20 protein-coding genes and 3 tRNA genes are annotated in these 19835 nt (G+C 61.1%); 15 read left to right on the top strand and 8 right to left on the bottom strand.

Going from position 1 to position 19835, the window contains the following annotated elements; translation table 11 throughout:
- The first annotated feature begins 1 nt into the window (after nt 1).
- The 12 genes from rsxB to DY250_RS07115 all read left to right on the top strand — a co-directional run bounded on the left by rsxB (nt 2) and on the right by DY250_RS07115 (nt 9614).
- Entirely contained in the window at nt 2-586 is a 585-nt protein-coding gene (gene rsxB, locus DY250_RS07165) for an electron transport complex subunit RsxB (RefSeq protein WP_115611700.1), read from the top strand.
- On the top strand, nt 583-3591 hold the full coding sequence (gene rsxC / locus DY250_RS07160; RefSeq protein WP_115611699.1) for an electron transport complex subunit RsxC: 3009 nt from the start codon (nt 583-585) through the stop codon (nt 3589-3591). Before rsxB ends, rsxC begins: the two co-directional genes overlap by 4 nt.
- The gene (locus DY250_RS07155) at nt 3588-4949 is read left to right on the top strand and encodes a DUF6882 domain-containing protein (RefSeq protein ID WP_115611698.1); all 1362 of its coding nucleotides are present in this window, start codon (nt 3588-3590) and stop codon (nt 4947-4949) included. The genes rsxC and DY250_RS07155 overlap by 4 nt, the downstream gene beginning before the upstream one ends.
- Before the next feature lie 20 nt (nt 4950-4969).
- Nucleotides 4970-5119: a hypothetical protein gene (locus DY250_RS14010; RefSeq protein ID WP_172542266.1), complete on the top strand. Its 150-nt coding sequence runs from the start codon at nt 4970-4972 to the stop codon at nt 5117-5119.
- The gene (locus DY250_RS07150) at nt 5116-6036 is read left to right on the top strand and encodes an RnfABCDGE type electron transport complex subunit D (RefSeq protein WP_115611697.1); all 921 of its coding nucleotides are present in this window, start codon (nt 5116-5118) and stop codon (nt 6034-6036) included. Before DY250_RS14010 ends, DY250_RS07150 begins: the two co-directional genes overlap by 4 nt.
- Complete coding sequence (locus DY250_RS07145; protein ID WP_115611696.1) at nt 6033-6629, top strand: RnfABCDGE type electron transport complex subunit G; 597 nt, start codon at nt 6033-6035, stop codon at nt 6627-6629. The genes DY250_RS07150 and DY250_RS07145 overlap by 4 nt, the downstream gene beginning before the upstream one ends.
- 147 nt (nt 6630-6776) lie before the next feature.
- Entirely contained in the window at nt 6777-7697 is a 921-nt protein-coding gene (locus DY250_RS07140) for a hypothetical protein (RefSeq protein ID WP_115611695.1), read from the top strand.
- A gap of 18 nt (nt 7698-7715) precedes the next feature.
- Nucleotides 7716-8384 (top strand): electron transport complex subunit E, encoded by a 669-nt coding sequence (locus DY250_RS07135; RefSeq protein WP_115611694.1) that lies wholly within the window; start codon nt 7716-7718, stop codon nt 8382-8384.
- Between the two features lie 83 nt (nt 8385-8467).
- Nucleotides 8468-8544, top strand: a tRNA-Arg gene (locus DY250_RS07130).
- A gap of 24 nt (nt 8545-8568) precedes the next feature.
- Nucleotides 8569-8645: transfer RNA gene (locus DY250_RS07125), tRNA-Arg, on the top strand.
- Nucleotides 8646-8667: 22 nt separating this feature from the next.
- Nucleotides 8668-8746, top strand: a tRNA-Arg gene (locus DY250_RS07120).
- A gap of 55 nt (nt 8747-8801) precedes the next feature.
- A complete protein-coding gene (locus tag DY250_RS07115; protein ID WP_115611693.1) occupies nt 8802-9614 on the top strand; it encodes an ATP-grasp domain-containing protein in 813 nt (270 codons plus the stop codon).
- A 118-nt stretch (nt 9615-9732) separates the two neighbouring features.
- On the opposite strand, the gene DY250_RS07110 is transcribed toward DY250_RS07115, so the two are convergent.
- The 7 genes from DY250_RS07110 to DY250_RS07080 all read right to left on the bottom strand — a co-directional run bounded on the left by DY250_RS07110 (nt 9733) and on the right by DY250_RS07080 (nt 15897).
- Nucleotides 9733-10098 carry a VOC family protein gene (locus DY250_RS07110; RefSeq protein WP_115611692.1) on the bottom strand — a complete coding sequence of 122 codons (366 nt, stop codon included), beginning with the start codon at nt 10096-10098 and terminating at the stop codon, nt 9733-9735.
- Nucleotides 10099-10158: 60 nt separating this feature from the next.
- Entirely contained in the window at nt 10159-12219 is a 2061-nt protein-coding gene (locus tag DY250_RS07105) for a protein-disulfide reductase DsbD (RefSeq protein ID WP_115611691.1), read from the bottom strand.
- A 404-nt stretch (nt 12220-12623) separates the two neighbouring features.
- Nucleotides 12624-12764, bottom strand: coding sequence for a type II toxin-antitoxin system HicA family toxin (locus DY250_RS14900; RefSeq protein WP_376799664.1), 141 nt, complete (start codon nt 12762-12764; stop codon nt 12624-12626).
- 53 nt (nt 12765-12817) lie between these two features.
- Nucleotides 12818-13285, bottom strand: coding sequence for a nitrous oxide reductase accessory protein NosL (locus tag DY250_RS07095; protein ID WP_006987049.1), 468 nt, complete (start codon nt 13283-13285; stop codon nt 12818-12820).
- Nucleotides 13282-14073 carry a Cof-type HAD-IIB family hydrolase gene (locus DY250_RS07090; RefSeq protein ID WP_115611690.1) on the bottom strand — a complete coding sequence of 264 codons (792 nt, stop codon included), beginning with the start codon at nt 14071-14073 and terminating at the stop codon, nt 13282-13284. Before DY250_RS07090 ends, DY250_RS07095 begins: the two co-directional genes overlap by 4 nt.
- A complete protein-coding gene (locus tag DY250_RS07085; RefSeq protein WP_006987051.1) occupies nt 14070-14885 on the bottom strand; it encodes a Cof-type HAD-IIB family hydrolase in 816 nt (271 codons plus the stop codon). Before DY250_RS07085 ends, DY250_RS07090 begins: the two co-directional genes overlap by 4 nt.
- Nucleotides 14886-15117: 232 nt before the next feature.
- The gene (locus tag DY250_RS07080) at nt 15118-15897 is read right to left on the bottom strand and encodes a Slam-dependent surface lipoprotein (RefSeq protein ID WP_115611689.1); all 780 of its coding nucleotides are present in this window, start codon (nt 15895-15897) and stop codon (nt 15118-15120) included.
- 152 nt (nt 15898-16049) lie between these two features.
- Between DY250_RS07080 and DY250_RS07075 the strand changes: the two genes are divergently transcribed.
- From DY250_RS07075 to asd, 3 genes are all read left to right on the top strand, one after another.
- Nucleotides 16050-16712: a heme exporter protein CcmB gene (locus DY250_RS07075; RefSeq protein WP_115611688.1), complete on the top strand. Its 663-nt coding sequence runs from the start codon at nt 16050-16052 to the stop codon at nt 16710-16712.
- Between the two features lie 3 nt (nt 16713-16715).
- Entirely contained in the window at nt 16716-17279 is a 564-nt protein-coding gene (locus tag DY250_RS07070) for a DUF2726 domain-containing protein (protein WP_115611687.1), read from the top strand.
- A gap of 70 nt (nt 17280-17349) precedes the next feature.
- Nucleotides 17350-18459 (top strand): aspartate-semialdehyde dehydrogenase, encoded by a 1110-nt coding sequence (gene asd / locus DY250_RS07065; RefSeq protein ID WP_115611686.1) that lies wholly within the window; start codon nt 17350-17352, stop codon nt 18457-18459.
- Between the two features lie 570 nt (nt 18460-19029).
- Here asd and DY250_RS07055 read toward each other — a convergent pair.
- Nucleotides 19030-19668 carry a hypothetical protein gene (locus DY250_RS07055; protein WP_147293481.1) on the bottom strand — a complete coding sequence of 213 codons (639 nt, stop codon included), beginning with the start codon at nt 19666-19668 and terminating at the stop codon, nt 19030-19032.
- Nucleotides 19669-19835: the final 167 nt, after the last annotated feature.

The raw sequence follows: 19835 nt of genomic DNA, 5'->3' as shown, positions 1-19835 counted from the left end.
CATGATTTGGCTCGCCATCATCCTCCTGCTCGCCGTCATCGCCCTGTGTGGCCTGCTGCTCGGCGTCTTCGCGCAAAAATACAAAGTCGAAGGCGACCCGCTTGCCGAAAAAATCGACGCCATCCTGCCGCAGACCCAGTGCGGCCAATGCGGCTTCCCCGGTTGCAAACCCTACGCCGAAGCTATTGCCAAAGGCGAGGCGGACATCAACCGCTGCCCGCCCGGCGGCCAGGAAGGCGTGGACAAACTCGCCGAACTGCTTGGTGTGGAAAGCAAACCGCTCAACGCCGAAAACGGCGCAGAGACCGCGCCGCAAGTCGCCTTTATCATTGAAGACTGGTGCATCGGCTGCACCAAATGCATCAAAGCCTGCCCGGTGGATGCCATCCTCGGCAGCAACCAGAAAATGCACACCATCATCAGCGACGAATGCACCGGTTGCCGCCTCTGTGTGGACCCCTGCCCGGTCAACTGCATCATCATGAAGCCGCGCGACGAACCCTGGAACTGGGACAAACCGCAGAACCCGCAACAACCGCAAACCCCGCCACCGGCACCGCAGCCGCCGCAACCCACCGAATCATGATCAAACAACTCCTCGCCCGCCTCCTCCCCGGCAAAACCACCTTCCACGGCGGCATCCACATCACCCCGCCCGGGCACAAAACCATGAGCACCACCCGCCCCTCGCGGGAAGCCGCCCTTTGCGACGAATACGCCATCAGCCTCACCCAGCACGACGGCACCCCGTTCATTGCCCAAGTTGCCGTCGGTGATCGCGTCCTGCGCGGAGCGCTCCTCGCCGCGCCAGCAAATCACAGGGACGCCCCCGTCCACGCCCCCACCTCCGGCACCATCCGCGCCATCGAGCCGCGCCCGGACATGCACCCATCCAACCGCTCCGTGCCGCACCTCATCCTCGCGAGCGACGGTGAAGACCAAAGCGCGCCGCCGCTGCCCGCTCTCGATATCGAGACCGCCACGCCGGACGAACTGCGCGCGCGCATCCACGACTGCGGCATCGTCGGCCTCGGCGGGGCGGGTTTCCCCACCGCGCGCAAACTCGGTCACCCCGCCAACACCCTCGTCATCAACGCCGCCGAATGCGAGCCCTACATCACCTGCGACGACCTGCAAATCCGCGAAAACGCCGCCGCCATCATCCGTGGCGCACAAATCACCGCGCGCATCCTCGGCGCGGACAACATCCACTTCGGCATCGAAGACGACAAACCCGAAGCCATCGCCGCCCTGCGCGCCGCGCTCGATGCTGCCGCCGATCCGCGTATCCGCATCAGCAGCGTCCCCGTACGCTACCCCAGCGGCAACGCCCGCCAACTCTTCGAACTGCTGCTCGGCATCCGCGTCCCCGCCGACGCCCACGCCAGCGACTACGGCCTCATCTGCCACAACAGCGGCACCATGAAAGCCGTGTATGACGCCGTCAGCCTCGGCCTGCCGCTCACCGAACGCTACACCACCATCAGCGGCGAAGGCATCCGCGAGCCGCAAGTCCTGCGCATCCGCATCGGCACCGCCGCGTGCGAACTCATCCAGCAGAGCGGCGGCGAGCGGCACGAACACAGCGCGGAAAACCGCCACATCATCGGCGGCCCGATGATGGGCTACGAAATCGCCTCTCCTGACACCCCATTACAAAAAACCGGCAACAGCCTGCTCATCCTGCCTGCCGCTCCCGCGCCCGAAGAAACCCCGTGCATCCGCTGCTCGCGCTGCGCCGACGCCTGCCCGATGGAACTCCTGCCGCAACAACTCCTCTGGTACAGCCAAAGCAACCAGCACAACCGCCTCAAACAATACCGCCTGTTTGACTGCATCGAATGCGGCATCTGTGCCGCCGTCTGCCCGTCCGCCATCCCGCTCGTCCAGTACTACCGCCACAGCAAAGGCGACATCCGCGCCGCCGACAAAAAAGCGCGCGACGCCGAACACGCCCGCGCCCGCCACGAAGCGCGCACCGCCCGCCTCGAACGCGAAGCTGCCGAAAGACAGGCACAAATGGACGCCCGCCGCGCCAAACTGCGCGAAGCCGCCGCGAGCCCGACCCCTGCTGCGCCACCATCACCTATCACCCGCCAAGACCCCAACCCGCCGGAAAAATACACCCCGAACCGCTCGCCAAGCGGGGCAACCACTGCCTCCGGCGACAAAACCGCTGCCATCGAAGCGGCAAAAACCCGCGCTGCTGCGCGCAAAGCCGCCCGCCTCGCTACCAGTGAAGAAAAAAAACCTTCCCCCGCAAGCGGGGGAAGGTGGCCGGAGGCCGGAAGGGGGGAACAAACCACAGAGGCCCCGCCAAGCGAGACAACCACGGCCTCCGCCGATAAAACCGCCGCTATCGAAGCGGCGAAAGCCCGCGCTACCGCGCGCAAAGCAGCCCGCCTCGCCGCCGCAGACAACAGCGCACAAACCGACGCGCCTCCAGAAAAAAGCCCTTCCCCCTATGGGGGAAGGGATGGGATGGGGGTTGAGCAAACAGACCACCCAAGCGAGATAACTACGCCTCCCACGGCAGAAACCCCACCCTTCGCCCAAGCCACCGATCCTGCAAAATCAGCCGCTATCGAAGCCGCCAAAGCCCGCGCCGCTGCGCATAAAGCCGCCCGCCTTGCTGCCAGCGACAAAACCACAGAACCAACCGTCAGCGAAGAGACTAACCCTTCCCCCGCTTGCGGGGGAAGGTGTCGCGAAGCGACGGAAGGGGGGACACAATCCCCCGAACCCGCCACCAGCACCATCCGACCTACAGCCACGGAAAACGTAGAGACGTTGCCTGCAACGTCTCAAACCCCGCCAAGCGAGATAACTGCGGGCTCCGCCGGCAAAACCGCCGCCATCGAAGCGGCGAAAGCCCGCGCCGCTGCGCGCAAAGCAGCCCGCCTTGCCGCCAGCGGCAACAGCGCTGAAGTATCCGCAGCCGAAGAAAAAAGCCCTTCCCCCTATGGGGGAAGGGATGGGATGGGGGTTGAGCAAACAGACCGCCCAAGCGAGACAACCACGCCGCCCTTCGCCCAAGCCACCGATCCTGCAAAATCAGCCGCCATCGAAGCAGCGAAAGCCCGTGCTGCTGCGCGTAAAGTCGCCTGCCTTGCCGCCAGCGACAAAACCACAGAACCAACCATCAGCGAAGAGACCAACCCTTCCCCCGCTCGCGGGGGAAGGTGGCCGGAGGCCGGAAGGGGGGAACAAACCACAGAGGCCCCGCCAAGCGGGATAACTGCGCCCCCCACGACAGAACCCCCACCCTTCGCCCAACCTGCTGACCCTGCAAAATCAGCCGCCATCGAAGCGGCAAAAGCCCGTGCTGCAGCGCGCAAAGCTGCCCGCCTCGCTGCCAGCGGCAACACCGCCGAAGTATCCGCAGACGAAGAAAAAAGCCCTTCCCCCTATGGGGGAAGGGATGGGATGGGGGTTGAGCAAACAGACCGCCCAAGCGAGACAAACATGGCAGAACCCCCGCCCTTCGCCCAGCCCACCGATCCTGCAAAATCAGCCACTATCGAAGCCGCCAAAGCTCGCGCTGCTGCACGTAAAGCCGCCCGCCTTGCCAACAAGGACAACCCATCATGACCCTCTACGACAACCCCTTACCCGTTGCCGACTACCCCGCCTATCTCGCCCTGCGCGACGACATGCTCGCTGCCGCCTTGCCCTACCTCGGTCTGGCGCAAGAACGGCAAAAACAACTGCAACGCTGGGCGAACGACAGTAAATACCTGAGCGACGTTGACCGCAGCGCCGCCACCGCCCTGCTCGGCAAACACCCCTGCCGCCTGCAATACATCGGGCGCAGCGAAAACAACCGCTGGCGTTGGGCCTGGGATGACCCTGCCGATTACTACCCGCCGGAAGCCCTGCGTGATGCCCTGCGCCTCAAACAATACGGCGAAGCACACAACATCGAATGGCTGACCCGCAGTGGCTGGCCGGCCGACCTGCCCGGACAATACCAGGCCCTGTGCGCACTGGCGGTAATGCTGAATGACGCCCCCGGCCACGGCTTCGAAAACCCCGCCTACCTCTTGCGCGACCTGAACCCGCCGCCGGACAAAGGCATTGGCCGGATGCTGATGACTGTGTACCCCGAAGCCGCCGTTACCCATAGCATTCCCCGCCCCGACCTCGTCCCGCGCGTCGTCAACGACCTTGCTTACGCCTACGGCCCCAACAGCCTCGGTGCGGCGACACAACCCGCCATCGAAGCCTACCTCGCCACCCTGCCGCCGCAAGAACGCATCCCCGTCCCCGCCGACATCCGCTCAGAACGCCGCCCCGCACATATCGACTACTTCCCCGACGCCGCTACCGTCTTCACCACCGCGCAACCCTGGCTTGCCGACCACTTCCTGCCGCTTGCCACCTTCGACCTCGCCTCGCTTGACCCCGCCCTCGGCGACGTCCGCTTGCACCTCGTCAAACCGCTCGAACCCTACGAAGGCTACATCGGCATGGAAACCACCGCCGCGCACACTGACTACTGCGGCACCAACTGGATTGCCTTCCATCTCGAAGATGACGGCAACTACCGCTTCCTCGCCGACAAAAACTACTTCCTCGGCGACAACGACGATCCGGAAGCCGCAGCATACTTCACCGAAATGCGCGACAGCTACGCCGCGCGCAAACAACACTACCGCGCTAGCGGCTTCCTCGGCGACGTGGATGACACCGGCCTGCCCTGCTTCGGAGAAGAACCCGAATACCTGCCCTACCTCGGTGGTGGCAACTGGACCAGCGAAGCCCCGCCACCCGCCTTCACCATGAAAGACAGCGCCGATAGCGCCGTGGACATCCGCTACCAAAACCACCGCTTCACCTGCATTGCCATGACCGCAGGCTACGACTGGGGCGAAGGTGGCGCGGACGCGATGATCCTGCTCTACGAACCCGTGAACCGCATCGCCCTGATGACCTTTGACTACACCTGAACCCGCAACCCTCAAACACCATGACTGACCACAACCCCGACCCCCGCGCGGCGCGCCTTGCTGCCGCCCGCGCCAAGACCGAAGAACGCCGCATCGCCCGCGCCAAACTCAAACAGCACCTGCGCGATACCGCCGTGCCCATCCGTAAAACTGACGACGACACCCCATGACCCCATCCACCTCGCCCTACCTGCACACTGCGCCGCCGCTGCGCCGCGTCATGCTGCAAGTCGCCGCCGCGCTCTTTCCCGGCGTCCTCGTCCTCATCTGGTGGCAGGGCAGCCGCTGGCTGGGACAACTCGCCGTTGCCGTTGTGACCGCCTACGCCTGCGAAACCGCCGTGCTGCTCATGCGCAAAAAAACGCTTGCGCCATTGCGCGACGGCAGCGTCCTCATCACCGCGCTGCTGCTCGCCCTGTCGCTCCCCGTTCTTGCGCCGTGGTGGCTGGTGGCGCTTGGCACCGCCTTCGCCGTCCTCCTCGGCAAACATCTCTACGGCGGCCTTGGACAAAACCCCTTCAACCCCGCCATGGTCGGTTTCGCCATCCTCCTCATCAGCTTTCCGGCGCTGATGGGCGGCATGCCCGCCACGCCTGTCGCCCTCGGCAGCGTGGACGCCACCAGCGCCGCCACCCTGCTTGACCACAGCCGCACCCTGCGCATCGCCGGCGAATCACTGCACGCCCTTTTCCCGCCCTGGCAACAACAACTCCTTGCTGCCGCCTGGCTTGCGGGCGGCATCTGGCTCACCACTACCCGCGCCGCCGATTACCGCCTGCTCGCCTCAACCCTCATCGGTGCGACCATCTGCGCACTCGCCTTCTGGCTGGGCGGCGCCACCACCCTCAACCCCTACGCCCAACTCGGCAGCGGCGCCATCATCTTCGGTGCCTGCTTCATCGCTACCGACCCCGTGACCGCCGCCACCACCCCGCTGGGCCGCTGGCTCTACGGCATCCTCGTCGGCGCGCTCGCCATCGCCATCCGCAACCTCGGCAACTTCCCCGATGGTGTCGCCTTCGCCATCCTCATTGGCAACGCCCTTGTCCCCCTCATCGACCCCCTCACCCAGCCCCGCTACCGATGAAAGCCCCCACGAACGCCGCCCTGCGCCTCCTCACCTATGCCGCCATCACCATCAGCGCCGTCAGCATCACCTGGCTGGCCGCCAAAAACCGCATCGAAGCGCAGCGAACTGCCGCTTTCCTGAGCACCTTCCGCGACATCTCGCCCACCCTTGACGCCGACGACGCCTTCCGTGCCAGCCGCGAAGCCGTCACCATCGCTGGCAGCCCGGGCGAACGCTACACCGTCAAAGACGGCAGCACCTACTACCGCAGCCACACCGACAAAGGCTACAACGGCAACATCACCCTGCTCATCGGCATTGCCCCCGACCAGCGCACCCTGCTCGGCGTACGCGTCCTCGAACACAAAGAAACCCCCGGCCTCGGCGACAAAATCGACACCCGCATCAGCCCGTGGATACACACCTTCGCCGGCAAAAGCCTGGATAACAGCCGCCTGGCGGTGAAAAAAGACGGCGGCGACATCGACAGCTTCACTGGCGCGACCATCACCCCGCGCGCCGTCACCAACCAGGTCAATACCGTCCTGCACGCCGTGCGGGATGGGACTATCGCCAGTCCGCCGCCAAGCGAGAGAAAAGAAACACCATGACCCCACAAACCATCCTTGACCATTGGTTCACCAAGAACAAAACCTTTGATACCGACATCCTTAGCCACGCCAGCAGTGCGGAAGGAATCGCCACCTGCAACAACTAGTTCGTCCTTCTAACCTGCCACAACCATCACGAGAAACATCATGAAAAAATCACTTCTACTGCTAGCTCTGATTGCCACTGCTACCCAAGCGGATGACCATAGCGCCGCACTCAAGTCCATTGATCTCAGAAACTCTACTGCACAAATGTTGGGTGCGTCCGAGGCCTCAATGCAAAACGTCCTGCCGACAGATGAAAAACCTGCCATCATCACCCGTGCCTTGCCGAAAGAACGGATGACGGCGCAAATCGCTACGCAGACAACGCTTTCATATCACAAGCAGAAAAGTGATGATATCTACTACCTTAATGCGAACTATCAGCCGACGGATACACCCGATCCCAAAGGCTTTTATTACAAAGCTGTCGGCATAACAGACGATAGCCGCATAGTCGTACAAACCTTCTACCAAAGCAGTGGAAAGCCCTTTACATCCCCCATAGCTTTGGTGAAGGATACTACGCCAGACGATATAAACCTTATTCTGCCGAATGGACATAACATTCAGCCTATGGATGGTCGCCTCGTCAAATATCTGCCAGATGGCAGCGTTTTCCAAATTAATGACTTTGATCGTGGCAACCTCGATAGCTATATCGCCACCTATCGGGACGGTCAGTTGATCAGCTTGCACGCCCCTTTGCTATACCACATAGCCGAAAAGCTGCCCTTTGCCAATCCACGCGCTGGCGTACCCTTCAACATCCATCTCTACCCTAACGGCAAGCCGATGGTCATCAATTACATCCATGCGAATGGTACCGATATCATCTATTACCGCGCTGACGGCAGTCCTGTTGCAATGATGAATAGCAGCGGCATACGTATGTGGGATAGCGCGGGCAACCTCGTAGACCCAGCGACTGCCAGCGCAAAGAAAGTGGAAAAAGAATTTGATGCCATTGGGGATGCCATAGAAAAGAACGTAGATTATGCGCAGAATGCTTGGCAAACACCCTGAAAAATCTATTTAGCGCCCATGACCCCCGAAACCCGCAAAACCCTCGCCAACGGCCTGTGGCACAACAACCCCGCCCTGGTGCAAATCCTCGGTCTCTGCCCGCTGCTCGCCACCTCGACCGACACCGTGAACGCCATCGGCCTCGGCCTTGCCACCATCTTCGTCCTCACCCTTTCTAACACCCTTGTCGCCGCCACCCGCCGCTGGCTGCGTCCGGAAATCCGCATCCCCGTCTTCGTCCTGCTCATCGCGGGCGCGGTGACCGTGGTCGAAATCCTCATCCAGGCGTTGGCCTACCCGCTCTACCAGTCGCTCGGCATCTACCTCGCACTCATCGTCACCAACTGCGTCATCATCGCCCGCGCCGAAGCTTATGCCGCGAAAAACCCTGTCCTGCCCGCCGCCATTGATGGCGCAGCGATGGGCACCGGCTTCGCCTTTGTCCTCATCCTCCTCGGCGGCCTGCGGGAAATCCTTGCAACCGGCACCCTGTTAGCCGGTGCTGACCGTATCTTCGGCGCCGGTACCGACTGGACAATTCGCCTCTATGACAGCGAGCACCACCTCATCCTCGCCGCCCTGCCACCTGGTGCCTTCCTCTGCTACGGCCTGCTGATTGCGGGGAAAAACATCATCAACGAACAATACGAGCACCGCCGCAAGAAGCGCACTGCCTCTGGCAGTTGAAATGGAGAAAATGGAAGCAAAAAGCCCGAAAAATACTTGACGCCCCTGCTGCTCCTATGGATAATGCGCGACCTCGCAAAGACGCGCCCGTAGCTCAGTTGGATAGAGTACCTGGCTACGAACCAGGCGGTCGGAGGTTCGAATCCTTCCGGGCGCGCCATCTTTCTTTCTCCTTTGCGTTTGCGCGCCCGTAGCTCAGTTGGATAGAGTACCTGGCTACGAACCAGGCGGTCGGAGGTTCGAATCCTTCCGGGCGCGCCATCTTTCTTTCTCCTTTGCGTTTGCGCACCCGTAGCTCAGTTGGATAGAGTACCTGGCTACGAACCAGGCGGTCGGAGGTTCGAATCCTTCCGGGCGCGCCATTTTTTCTTATGCGGCGAAAAGCCGCATTTTTTGTGCCTTTTGTCGGGGAATACCATGCAGACGATCATCGCCACTTGTCCCGCCTGGCCGCAGGGCAATGCGGATCTGCGTGCTTTGGCTGCCGCTCTTGATGCCGCGCTCATCCCCTGGCCGGACATTCCTCCCGGCCCCGCCATTATCCTGCCGCTCGCCGTGTGGGATTACAGCACGGATCCGGCGGCGTATCGCCGCTGGCTGCGTGAGCAGGTGCAGGCCGGGGTACGCTTCATCAATTCGCCGGCGCTGCAAATATGGAATATGGACAAACGCTATTTGTGTGATCTCGCCGCACAGGGATTAGCGGTAACGCCAGGGATGACGCTTGTGTCTGGCGACGACTGGGCGGTGCGTATTGCGGCAAGCGGCTGGGACAATCCGGTTATCAAGCCGCTCATTGGGCAAAGTGGCCGTGGCGTGCGCCGCCTTGCCGCTGGCTTGCCGCATCTCGCTGATTATCCGCAGGGTATGCTGGTTCAGCCCTTTGTTGATGCACCTTTTGGTGAGGTCTGCCTGGTGTATCTCGACGGGCATTATTCTCATGCTGCGCACCGTCGCCCCGCAGCGGGGGAATGGCGCGCCAATTCTGCCTACGGCGTCGATATTTTGCCGATTGAACCCGAAGCCGCCTGGCGTGCGCGGGCGCAAGCGGCGCTTGCTGCCTTGCCCGAGCATTCCGCTTATGCGCGGGTGGACGGCCTCATCACAGCGGACGGCGACTATCTCATCAATGAAATCGAGCTGATCGAACCGGCGCTGTATCTTGCGCAGAACCCCGCGGCCATTACCGCATTCGCCCGCCTGATTCAGAAGATAGGGTTAAATATCTAAGAAATCGTAACGGCGTCGCCTTGCCGTACTGCTTGTACTGTCTGCGGGACGCGCCTTGTTACGCTTTTTTATCTATCTATTCAACTACATAGGCAAGGCATGGAGTCTCGCTCTTTTCTCAGGCCACAGCGGATTGAACCGCCTTATCCGACCACACCGCGAGGATGTTGTCCGCCGGATCGCGGAAATGGAAACGGCGGCCACCGGGGAAGCTGAAGATTTCCTGGACGATATTGCCGCCCGCCGCAATGACGGCGTTGTAGGCGGCTTCCAACTGCGCGCAGTAGATCACCGCCAGCGGCGGCATGACGGTCGCGTTGACGCAAAGGCCGCTGCCGATACCGCTGTCGCCAGTATCGAGGTAGTCGTCACCCCAGCTTCGGTACTGCCAGCCGAAGACGGCACCGTAGAATTGTTGCGCGGCGCGCAGCTGATCGCGGTCAGCTGCGGCGAATTCGAGATAGGTGATGGTGTTGTCGTTCATGTTACGGTTCCTCGTGCGTACGCAAACGGGCGCTTCCGCGCCCGTTTTTCTTTTTCCCGCTCAGTTGCCCCAGCTTTGCAGTTTGGCGGCAAAGGCTTCCGGCGCCATTTCGCCGATGAGGGTTTCTTTTGGCGCATTCAGCGTGCCGTGCGGCGGGTAGTAGAGCACGGCGGGCGGGCCGACGAGGTTGAGCCGGTTGAACATCGCCTTGTGCTCGGCGGTGAAGTCGGTGACGTCGATTTTCAACAGGGTGTAAGCAGCGAGTGGCGCGGCGAAGTCGGGGTTATCCCAAATATGAGCTTCCCATTTTTTGCAGGCGACACACCAGTCGGCGTAGAAGTCGAGCAGCACGGGTTTGTCGCTGGCGGCAATGGCGGCATCCAGCGCGGCGACGCTGTCCACGTGGCGGAAGGCGCTGTGTGTTTGCGGCGCAGTATGGGCGGCGGGTGTGCCGAGGAGCTGGTTGGTGCTCTGTATGCCGAGGGCGAGGGCGGCGATGAAGGCGCTGCCGGCGAGGAAGCGGCGGGTTTTGCTGTCGCCGTAGAGGTAGGCAGCGGCGAACATGGCGTACAGCGCCCAAGCGGTGAGCGCCCAGGCCAGCGGCAGGATGCGGGCAATCAGCCACACGCCGATGGCGAGCAGGGCGAAGGCAAAGGTTTTTTTGACGTTATCCATCCATGCACCCGCCTTCGGCATGAAGCGGCGGAAGGCGCCTGCAAAGAGCAGGAGCGGCAGACCAGTGCCGAGGCCGAAGGTGAAGAGGGCGGTTGCGCCTTTGAGCGGGCTGGTCTGGGTGGTGAAGAGGAGGAGGGCGGTCAGGACGGGCGTGGCGCAGGGGCTGACGACGAGGATGGAGAGCGCGCCCATCACCGCTGCACCGCCGTAGGAGCCGCTTTGTTGCTGGCGGTTGAGTTTATCAACGGGTTTTTGCAGCCAGCGCGGGGTTTGCAGGGTGTACACATCGAAAAGCGAGAGCGATAGGCCGGCGAAGAGCAGTGCGACCAGTACGGTTATCCACGGTTTTTGCAGGATGACTTGCAGGTTGATCTGGAAGATGCCGAAGACGGCACCAAGCAGCCCCATCGCCACGCCCATTGCCAGCACGTAAACGCTGATGAGGCGGTAGGCGCGGCCGCTGCTGGTATTTTGCCCGACGACGAGGCTGGTGACGATGGGTACTAGCGGGTAGATGCAGGCGGTGAAGCTGACGCCGATGCCGAGGAGGAGCACGAAGGGCAGGGCGATGAGGAAGTTGTCGTTCAGGCGGCGGATGAGGCGATCAATGGTGCTTTCCGGGGTATCATCTTGGGCGATGGCGGCAGCCTGCGCCGGGGTTTTTTCCGCTGTCGCGGCTGGTGGTGCGGCGGTGAGCGGGAAGTCCCGCGTCATCGGCGGATAGCAGATGCGGCCTTCGGCGCAGCCTTGCAGATGCAGGGTCAGCTTGCTGCCCGTCGCCGGGTGCGGCAGGCTGAGGTTGAGTTCGCCCCGGTAAATCTGCTGTTCGCCGAGAAATTCGTCTTGATGCGTTTCGCCTGCTGGCAGCGGCAGGTCAAGCGGCTTGCCATCAACTTCGGCGCGCAGGCTATGGCGGTAGAGGTAGTAGCCGTCCGGCATACGGTAATGCAGGGCGAGTTCGTCGCCTGTTTCCGTCGCACTCACGGCAAAGGCCTGATCTTCCGGCAACACCTCGTGCTTGTCCGTCTTGAAAAGCTGCGGCTTGGCCGTAGCAGCGGGCTCGGCTTGCAGCGTCCAGGTCGTCGGCGGATAGCAGAGGACGTTTTCCTGACAGCCTTGAGTAGTTAGAGTAAAGGTATGCGCGGCGTCGTGGTGGCGTAAGGTAATGGTCGGCGAGGTATGCCAGACCATCACCTGCCCCAGATAGGGGTCATCTTTGGCTTCTGCGGGAGTGCGTTCTTCCATGCCTGCTGCGCCTTCCAGGGTGGTTTTGTCGGCATAGAGGTAATAGCCTGCGGGGAAGTCAATGGTGATTTTGGTGAGGTAGCCGTCACCGTTATCCAGCTGATGAATGGTAGGCTTGAAGACTTCTTCGGCGGGCAGCGGCTCGGCAGCATGGACAAACATCGGGAACAGGGCGGCAAGCAGCCACAGTAGTCGGGTCATGAGAATTTCCTTGATAAGTGAAAACAGCGCGATTGTAGTGAATGAATAGGGGCATTCTGTTGATTTTTGGCAACAAAAGACGATACAGCAGCGCTTTGCGACGGTAGAAGGGAGAGGACGGTATTGACGCTGCTTGGCGGCCCCGGGTTTTACACCGCTTGACGGGCGTAGGGCGGGCTTTAGACCGCCGAGCAGGCGCAGCCTGCTTTTGCGTTTCGGGCAGGCGCACCGCCAAGCGGGGAAACTGCGCGTTTTTTGATTTTGAGATGTTGCAGGCAACGTCTCTACAAACCCGGTATTTACGCCGCTTGACGGGGTAAGGTTAGTGCTGCGATTTTTCCCGCACAGCCTCGCTGAGAGGCGACGTAGGCATCCATGGCAGTCCGGCGGGGTCGAAGACAGTTTCAGCCGGCCTGACTGTATATGCTGCGCAAGGTTCCGATACGGATGTCTTTGCGTGAGTGCGGAACGGCGACATGTCCGGTTTTTCCGGATGAGAGAAGCGCATATGGTCGCCCTTGCCCCGTTTTGTATCCAGCTTTCACGTCGCAGTCGCCCTATCTCTCTTCTCTGCTGTTCATGCGGATGCGTTATGCATTCACAGCCCCAAATCCGCTGCGCTGATGTCTTTGCCGCGCAGCACTTTGCCTTGGTGCACATTGGCAAAGGCTTGCGCCGTTTCTTCGCTGGGGAAAGGGAAGTAGTCATCCTTGCCGATAAGTTCGGCGGACTGCGGTGTCTGCACGAACCAGGCGTCATCAACCGGCAGCCAGTGCGCCGGCGGCTCGAAGGTGCTGATGTAGGCGGTGAGCGGCTGGTTGGCGGTTTCCGGCAGGCGCAGGTAGGTGAGCAGGGTGCGGGCGCTGTCGAACCACACGGTTTCGCCGCTTTCGCTCAGGCGCACCTGGCCTTTGCTGCCGCGTGTGTCGTGCAGGCCCATGTGGTTGAAGTAGTCGTGCGCGTCGGCGGGGATGGTCGCCTCCGCTTCGAGGCGGACGGCGGGTTTGTCGTCGCCGCAGGCGGTGAGCAGGCTGGCGGCGAGGATGAGGGCGAGGAAGTTTTTCATGGGATGATTTCCAGTTTTTTCAGGGCGTTGTAGATGCCGTCTTCTTCGACGGTGCCGGTTTGCATTTGGGCAACGGCGCGCAGTTCCGGTACGGCGTCGCCCATTGCCACACCAAAACCGACGGTTTTGAACATTTCCACGTCGTTCAGGCCGTCGCCGAAGGCCATCGTCTCGGCAAGCGGCACGCCCAGCGCGGCACAGACGCTGCGGATGCCGCGTGCCTTGCTGCCTTCGGCGTGCAGGAGGTCCACAGAAAACGGGTGCCAGCGCATGGCGTGATATTCGCGGCCCAATTCGCCGCTGTCATTCAGCGTCGTTTCTTCGGTGGGGTCAATGTAGAGCAGGAATTGGTACACCGGTTGGTGTCGGTAGTAATCGGGGTCAACGATATACGGACCGATGCCCGCCAATGCTTCATTGACGCGCGGATTGCTGCTGGATGACGCCATTTTCTCTGCGCCGACGAAGGTGTAATCCCAGCCATGGCGACGGAAAAGCGCGGTGAAACGCTCGATTTCGGTGAGGCCCATCGGGTTGCAGGCGATGGGTTCGCCGCGAAAGGCGTTGTACTGGCCGTTGATGGTGACGAAAAGCTCGATGCCTTCGGCGTCCGCCAGGGCGCGCACCTTGTCCGGCAGCGCAGCGAGCGTGCGGCCAGTCGCAATTGCCGGGATGATGCCGCGCGCTTTCAGGGCACGGATGGCGCGGGCGGTGGAATCGGGCAGGTAATTCGTCGCCTTGCGGTAGAGCGTCTCGTCGATGTCGAAGAAGATGATTTTCGGTGTCATGCGGCCCCCCAGGGCTTGCGGTCAATCACGCCGAGCTGCACCAGCGCGTTAAAGACACCGTGTTCTTCCAGCGGGGTGGTCACGTATTTGGCCAGCGCTTTCAATTCCTCGCGCCCGTCGCCCATCGCCACGCCGAAGCCGACGGTTTTGAACATTTCCAGATCGTTCAGTTCGTCGCCGAAGGCCATCACCTGCGCCAGCGGTATATCAAGTACCGCGCAGACTTCGCGGATGCCGCGCGCCTTGCTGCCGTCTGCGTGCAATAAATCCATAGCCAGCGGATGCCAGCGGATCGTCTGATAGCCGCGCTGCAAAAAGCCGCTTGCGGCGAGTTCAGCCTCTTCCTCGGCGGTGATAAAGACGTTCATCTGATAGATGGGGTGGCGCTGCCAATAATCCGGGTCGGTCTCATACGGCACCGTACCGTAGAGCGAATCGTGCACGCGCTGGCGGTCGGAGGAGAGCGCCATTTTTTCTTCCGAGATAAAGCCGTAGTCCCAGTCATGGGCGCGGCAGATGCGGATGACCTCGGCAATATCGGCGGGATCGATGGGATGCGAGGCGATGGTCTCACCGCGAAAACGGTTGAACTGACCGTTGATGGACACCAGCACGTCAAGGCCGACCGCCTCTATCACCGCCTGCACTTTGGTGGGAATGGCACAGGGGCTGCGGCCAGTGGCGATCGCCACCATCACGCCTGCTTCATGCAGCGCCTGAAAGGCGGGCAGCACCGATTCGGGCAGGAAGTTTTCCCATTTGCGGAACAGGGTGTCGTCAATATCAAAAAAGACCAGTTGCGGCTTGAACATAAATATCTCCTCAAAAAAGCCGCGTCATCATAGCAAAACGCGGGAGCAGGGTAGGGCGGTGGTGCGGCGCCCCGCCAATGAAAAAGGGCTGCAATGCAGCCCTTTTTGCCGTTACGCGGTGAGCGCGTATGCCAATCCCGGAAATAAGGTGAGAAGGTGGTGCGGCAAAGACAGTATGTTTAATACGGCGAGACGCGCCAACACACTCAGATTATTTTCCAGGGGGGTGGTATTAATTGCTGCGGATGGCGCCGAAGCTACCCACCAGCGATTGGCTGCTGTCATGGAAGACACCGCCGACTTCGCGGGCGTTATCACCGTAGAAGTGCCCGGTGCTTCTGACGGTGGCGTTATCCGCCGTGCTGAAAGCGTTGCCATTGATGGTGGCGTTGATGTTGACCGGTTGGAACTGCACATCGCTCCTCGCTGCCTGTGTGATGCTGCCGGTGAGGGTTTTTTTACCAAAATCAGCCGTGAAGCTGGAAATAGCGGTATTGGCGACAGCGGAGCGACCAACGGCGGCATCCCCTTGGTAGGTAACCGTGCCGCTGGTCGGCATATTGGTGGTATAGGCACCCTGACTGAAGATGTAGTCTTCGTTGCCGTTGTTGATATAGCCGAATTTACTGTTGGCATAGCGGCTGCCACTGGCGATGAAGAGCTTGTAGCTTTGTCCGTTGATAGTGGCGCCTTTCATACTGGTCATGCCGCCGGAAAAGATGCCGGGCAGTTGCAGGGCAATCTGTTTGCCATTGGCGTTCAGGACAGCGAGATTGTTGCTGCTGGTCGCTCTGGCATCGGCGAGGCTGCCCGGCATGGAGCCGACCGGCACCACGAAGACGTTGCCTTTATACGTGCCGCTGACGTTGTTGTTGCCCGGTGGCGGGGTAGTAGGCTTTTGCGGGTTAGAGGGTTTTTGCGGGTCAGCCGGGGTGGTGTTGTCGCTGCCGCCGCCGCAGGCAGCCAGCAAGAGGGCGGTGGCGATACTCAGTCCGAGGGTTTGTAATTTCATCCGTTAACTCCTTGATGTTTATGGATTGGGCGACAAAGTCGCAGTGATATTATGCCGCGAAACGGCGCGATAACAAACCGGCAGCAAAAAGCGTATGACACACACCGCGCGGTGGGTATATCCTTGCGCGCCCCGTTATTACCGCCTGCCCCATGCTTGCCACCCTCATCCGCCGCGAACTGCACACCAGTCTGCGTAATCCGCAGACTATCCTGCAACCGCTCCTCTTCTACACCCTCACCATCATCCTCTTCCCGCTCGCAAGCGGTGCGGATAACGACACCCTGCTGCGCACCGCTCCCGCCGCACTGTGGATTGCGCTGTTGCTTGCCGCCCTGCTTGCCGGCGAACAACTCTTCGCCGCCGATTACGCCGACGGTACCCTCAGTCAGGACCGCCTCCACCTGCCCGATCTATGGCTACTCCTGCCCGCCAAACTCGCCGCCGCCTGGCTGCGTTTCACCCTGCCGCTCCTCGCCATCCTGCCGCTGCTCGCACTGATGCTGCACATCCCCGTCGCGAACATCCCCGCCACCGCAGCGCTGCTCGCCCTCGGCAGCCTGCCGCTGCTGCTCATCGGCGCGCTCGGCGCCGTGCTGACGCTTGCGCAAACGCACGGTACCTTCCTGCGCTTCCTTATCGTCGTGCCGCTCTACATCCCCATCCTCATCATCGGTGTCACCGCCGGGCATGACAACCTGCTCGGCCTCGCCATTGGCGGTCATTACGCCCTGCTCGGTGCCTTCAGCCTCTTTGCCCTCATCACCATCATCCCCTTCGCCACCCTCGCCCTCAAAGCGCAGCACCTGCCCTGAACCATGCCGCATAACTGCCTTATCGGCGTCGCCCTCTTTATCATCGCGGCGCTGCTCATTCTCGGCATCATTCGCCTGCGCCGCCGCCAGCGGCAAAAAAGCGACAAGAACAACCCCATCCTGCAACGCGCCCGCGAACACCTGCAAGCGGTGCGCGGGGCGCCCTTTCAGGCGAAGCCGCTCGCCAACCGTCTCGAAAAAGCCGCCTACCAGACCGCCGTTGACATCGTGCAAAAACGCCGCCGCAACGAACAAGTGCTCCTGCAAGTCAGCCTCGGCGAAATCCTGCAAAGCAAAGACCGTTGTGCCTATTGGGCGGTGAACAGCAAGCGGGTGGATCTGCTTGTCATCGACCACGAACTGCGCCCGCTGGCCGTTATCGAAATCGACGGCAGCGGGCACGGCCTCAGCCGCGACATTGCCCGCATCAACGACAAAATCAAGGACATCGTTCTGGCGGCGGCGGGTATCCCGCTTATCCGCATTCCCGCGCCGGATGACAACCTCGGCGCCATCCGCGCCCTGGTGCAGCAACAGCTTACCGCCTGCCTCAAGCGGCTCGCCTGAGTCCCCGCTTGCCTGTCCGTGGGCAAAAGTGATAAAACCCCGCTCCCATTCAAAATTTAGAGGAACACCCATGAAAAAACTCGGCATCGTCGGCTGGCGCGGCATGGTCGGCTCCGTACTCATCGAGCGGATGCAGGCAGAAGGCGACTTCGCCCACGTTGAGACCACCCTCTTTTCTACCTCACAAGCAGGCGAAGCGGCACCCACCTTCGCCGGAAGCGGTAAAACCCTGCAAGACGCACACAACCTTGATGCCCTTGCCGCGATGGACATCATCCTCACCTGCCAGGGCGGCGATTACAGCAAGGCCATCCACCCGCAACTGCGCGCGCACGGCTGGGACGGCTACTGGATTGACGCCGCCTCTGCCCTGCGCATGGACGATCGCGCCGTCATCATCCTTGACCCGGTCAACCGCCACGTCATTGACGCCGCCATCCGCGACGGCAAAAAAGACTTCATCGGCGGTAACTGCACCGTTTCCCTGATGCTGATGGCGCTCGGCGGCCTCTTTGAAAACGACCTCGTCGCATGGGCAACCAGCATGACCTATCAGGCAGCCTCCGGCGCGGGCGCGAAAAACATGCGCGAACTGCTCGCCGGCATGGGCTACCTGCACGCACAAGTGGCGGACGAACTCGCTGACGCGCACAGCGCCATCCTCGACATCGACCGCAAAGTCAGCGCCGCCCTGCGCAGCGATGACTACCCCAAAGCCAACTTTGGCGTGCCGCTCGCCGGCAGCCTCATCCCCTGGATTGACGCCGACCTCGGTAACGGCCAATCCAAAGAAGAATGGAAAGGCGGGGTGGAAAGCAACAAAATCCTGGGCCGCAGTGCCAACCCCATTCCGGTGGACGGCCTCTGCATCCGCGTCGGCGCGATGCGTTGCCACAGCCAGGCGCTGACCCTGAAACTGAAAAAAGACCTGCCGATTGCCGAAATCGAACAACTGCTCGCCAAACACAACGACTGGGTGAAAGTCGTCCCCAACGAAAAAGAAGCGAGCATGCAGGAACTCAGTCCGGCCAAAGTCAGCGGCACCCTGAGCGTCCCGGTCGGCCGCCTGCGCAAACTGGCGATGGGCGGGGAATACATCAGCGCCTTCACCGTCGGCGACCAGCTGCTGTGGGGCGCGGCAGAACCACTGCGCCGTATGTTGCGCATCCTGGTGGACTGATTAGCCGCTTGATGAAGCAAAAACGGCGGGTAACCGCCGTTTTTTATTTCCTGTTTAGCATTTATCCCGCTTGGCCATAGGTATCTACCCATCTCCACCCCGAACAACAGCCCCCTTATCTCTTCCAGTGTCATAAACTCCAATAATTCTTGTGCTGACAACAGCTTAAGCATCCCTTCCAGGAGCGCAGGGGCGGTAATCTCACGCCCCTTCTTCGTCTGTCGGCCCGATAGCCGCATCAGAAACTCACACAGCCGCCGCCCCGCTTCACTCCGGTCACTTTGCAGCTGCCACACCTGCAGGCAGCTCTGCGCCACAATCAGCAACCGATTGCAAATCCTTTCCCCCGTTTCCTGCTACCAGCCCTCCACCCGGTAGCCCGCGCTCTTCAACAGTTTGCAGTCGCTCTCGATCCGCCAGCGGTAGTCTCGTCATACTGTGCCGCTTCCCGCGCCGTAATTCCCGTATTCGTCAGCAGTATCCACAACGCCATCGTCTTCCCCGCCGTCTTCAACCGTACGCAGTTCATTTTTGCTTTCAGCGGGGTATGCCGCCCTTTGCCCGTTTGCGTCAATACAACTTCCGTCCCCGCCACTTCCAGCGCCACCTGTTTGCCCTGGTAATGCACGTTTTTGTAGAAGGTTCCCGCTCAAGTTCTTGTGCTTTGTACGTTTTGCCGTCGCGTGTCACGCCGCTGTATCCGCGCATCCGCACCAGGAATGGATGCCCCGCTGCGTTCCATTCGCACAGGTGGTAAACGCTATCGGCTTCGCGGTCAATAATTATGGATAAGGCTCTGTTTTTCCGTGGGGTGATTTTGCGCGGCAATGTGCGCCATGCGCAGTCCAAGTGCAACATTTTGTCGCTGTGGCCATAGCTTCTGTGCACGGTGTCTTTGGTCACGGGGTTTTGCGCCAATACGGCGGGAGGCTGCTCGTCAGCGGCGTTGATGGCGGAGATGCTTTGTAGTTCGTAGCCCCGGTCATATGGGGGTGACAGGGTGTCGATTTTGTTTTTGTGTTCAACGCCGTTTTTCGACCAGTCGTGAGCAACGGGGATGTGTTTCGCTGCGTGACGGCTGATGTTGTCACGCGCACACGGAATCAGGGCGGCACTGGGTTTTTCGATGCTAATCACTGGATTTTTCAGGAAACAGGACAGCTTTTGCGTGTGGGTTTTGCGCTTGACGACGCTAAAGGGAGCGCGCATACCGCCGAATGGTGTGCAGGGGCTGATGTGGTTTTTTACGTATCCTTGATAGCTGCGGACAAGGCGCTTGTCGGTTTGGGGCAGTGCAGGTTCATTGTGTGTATGGTCGCTGGGTTTGAGTTGGGAAGAAACCTTTGCGTCATAGAATCCATTCCCTGCCGTAGCAT

The organism is Cardiobacterium valvarum (assembly GCF_900460955.1).
GTDB lineage: Bacteria > Pseudomonadota > Gammaproteobacteria > Cardiobacteriales > Cardiobacteriaceae > Cardiobacterium > Cardiobacterium valvarum.
Note: the sequence above shows the minus strand (reverse complement) of the source record. Positions and strands in the feature narration are given on the sequence as shown.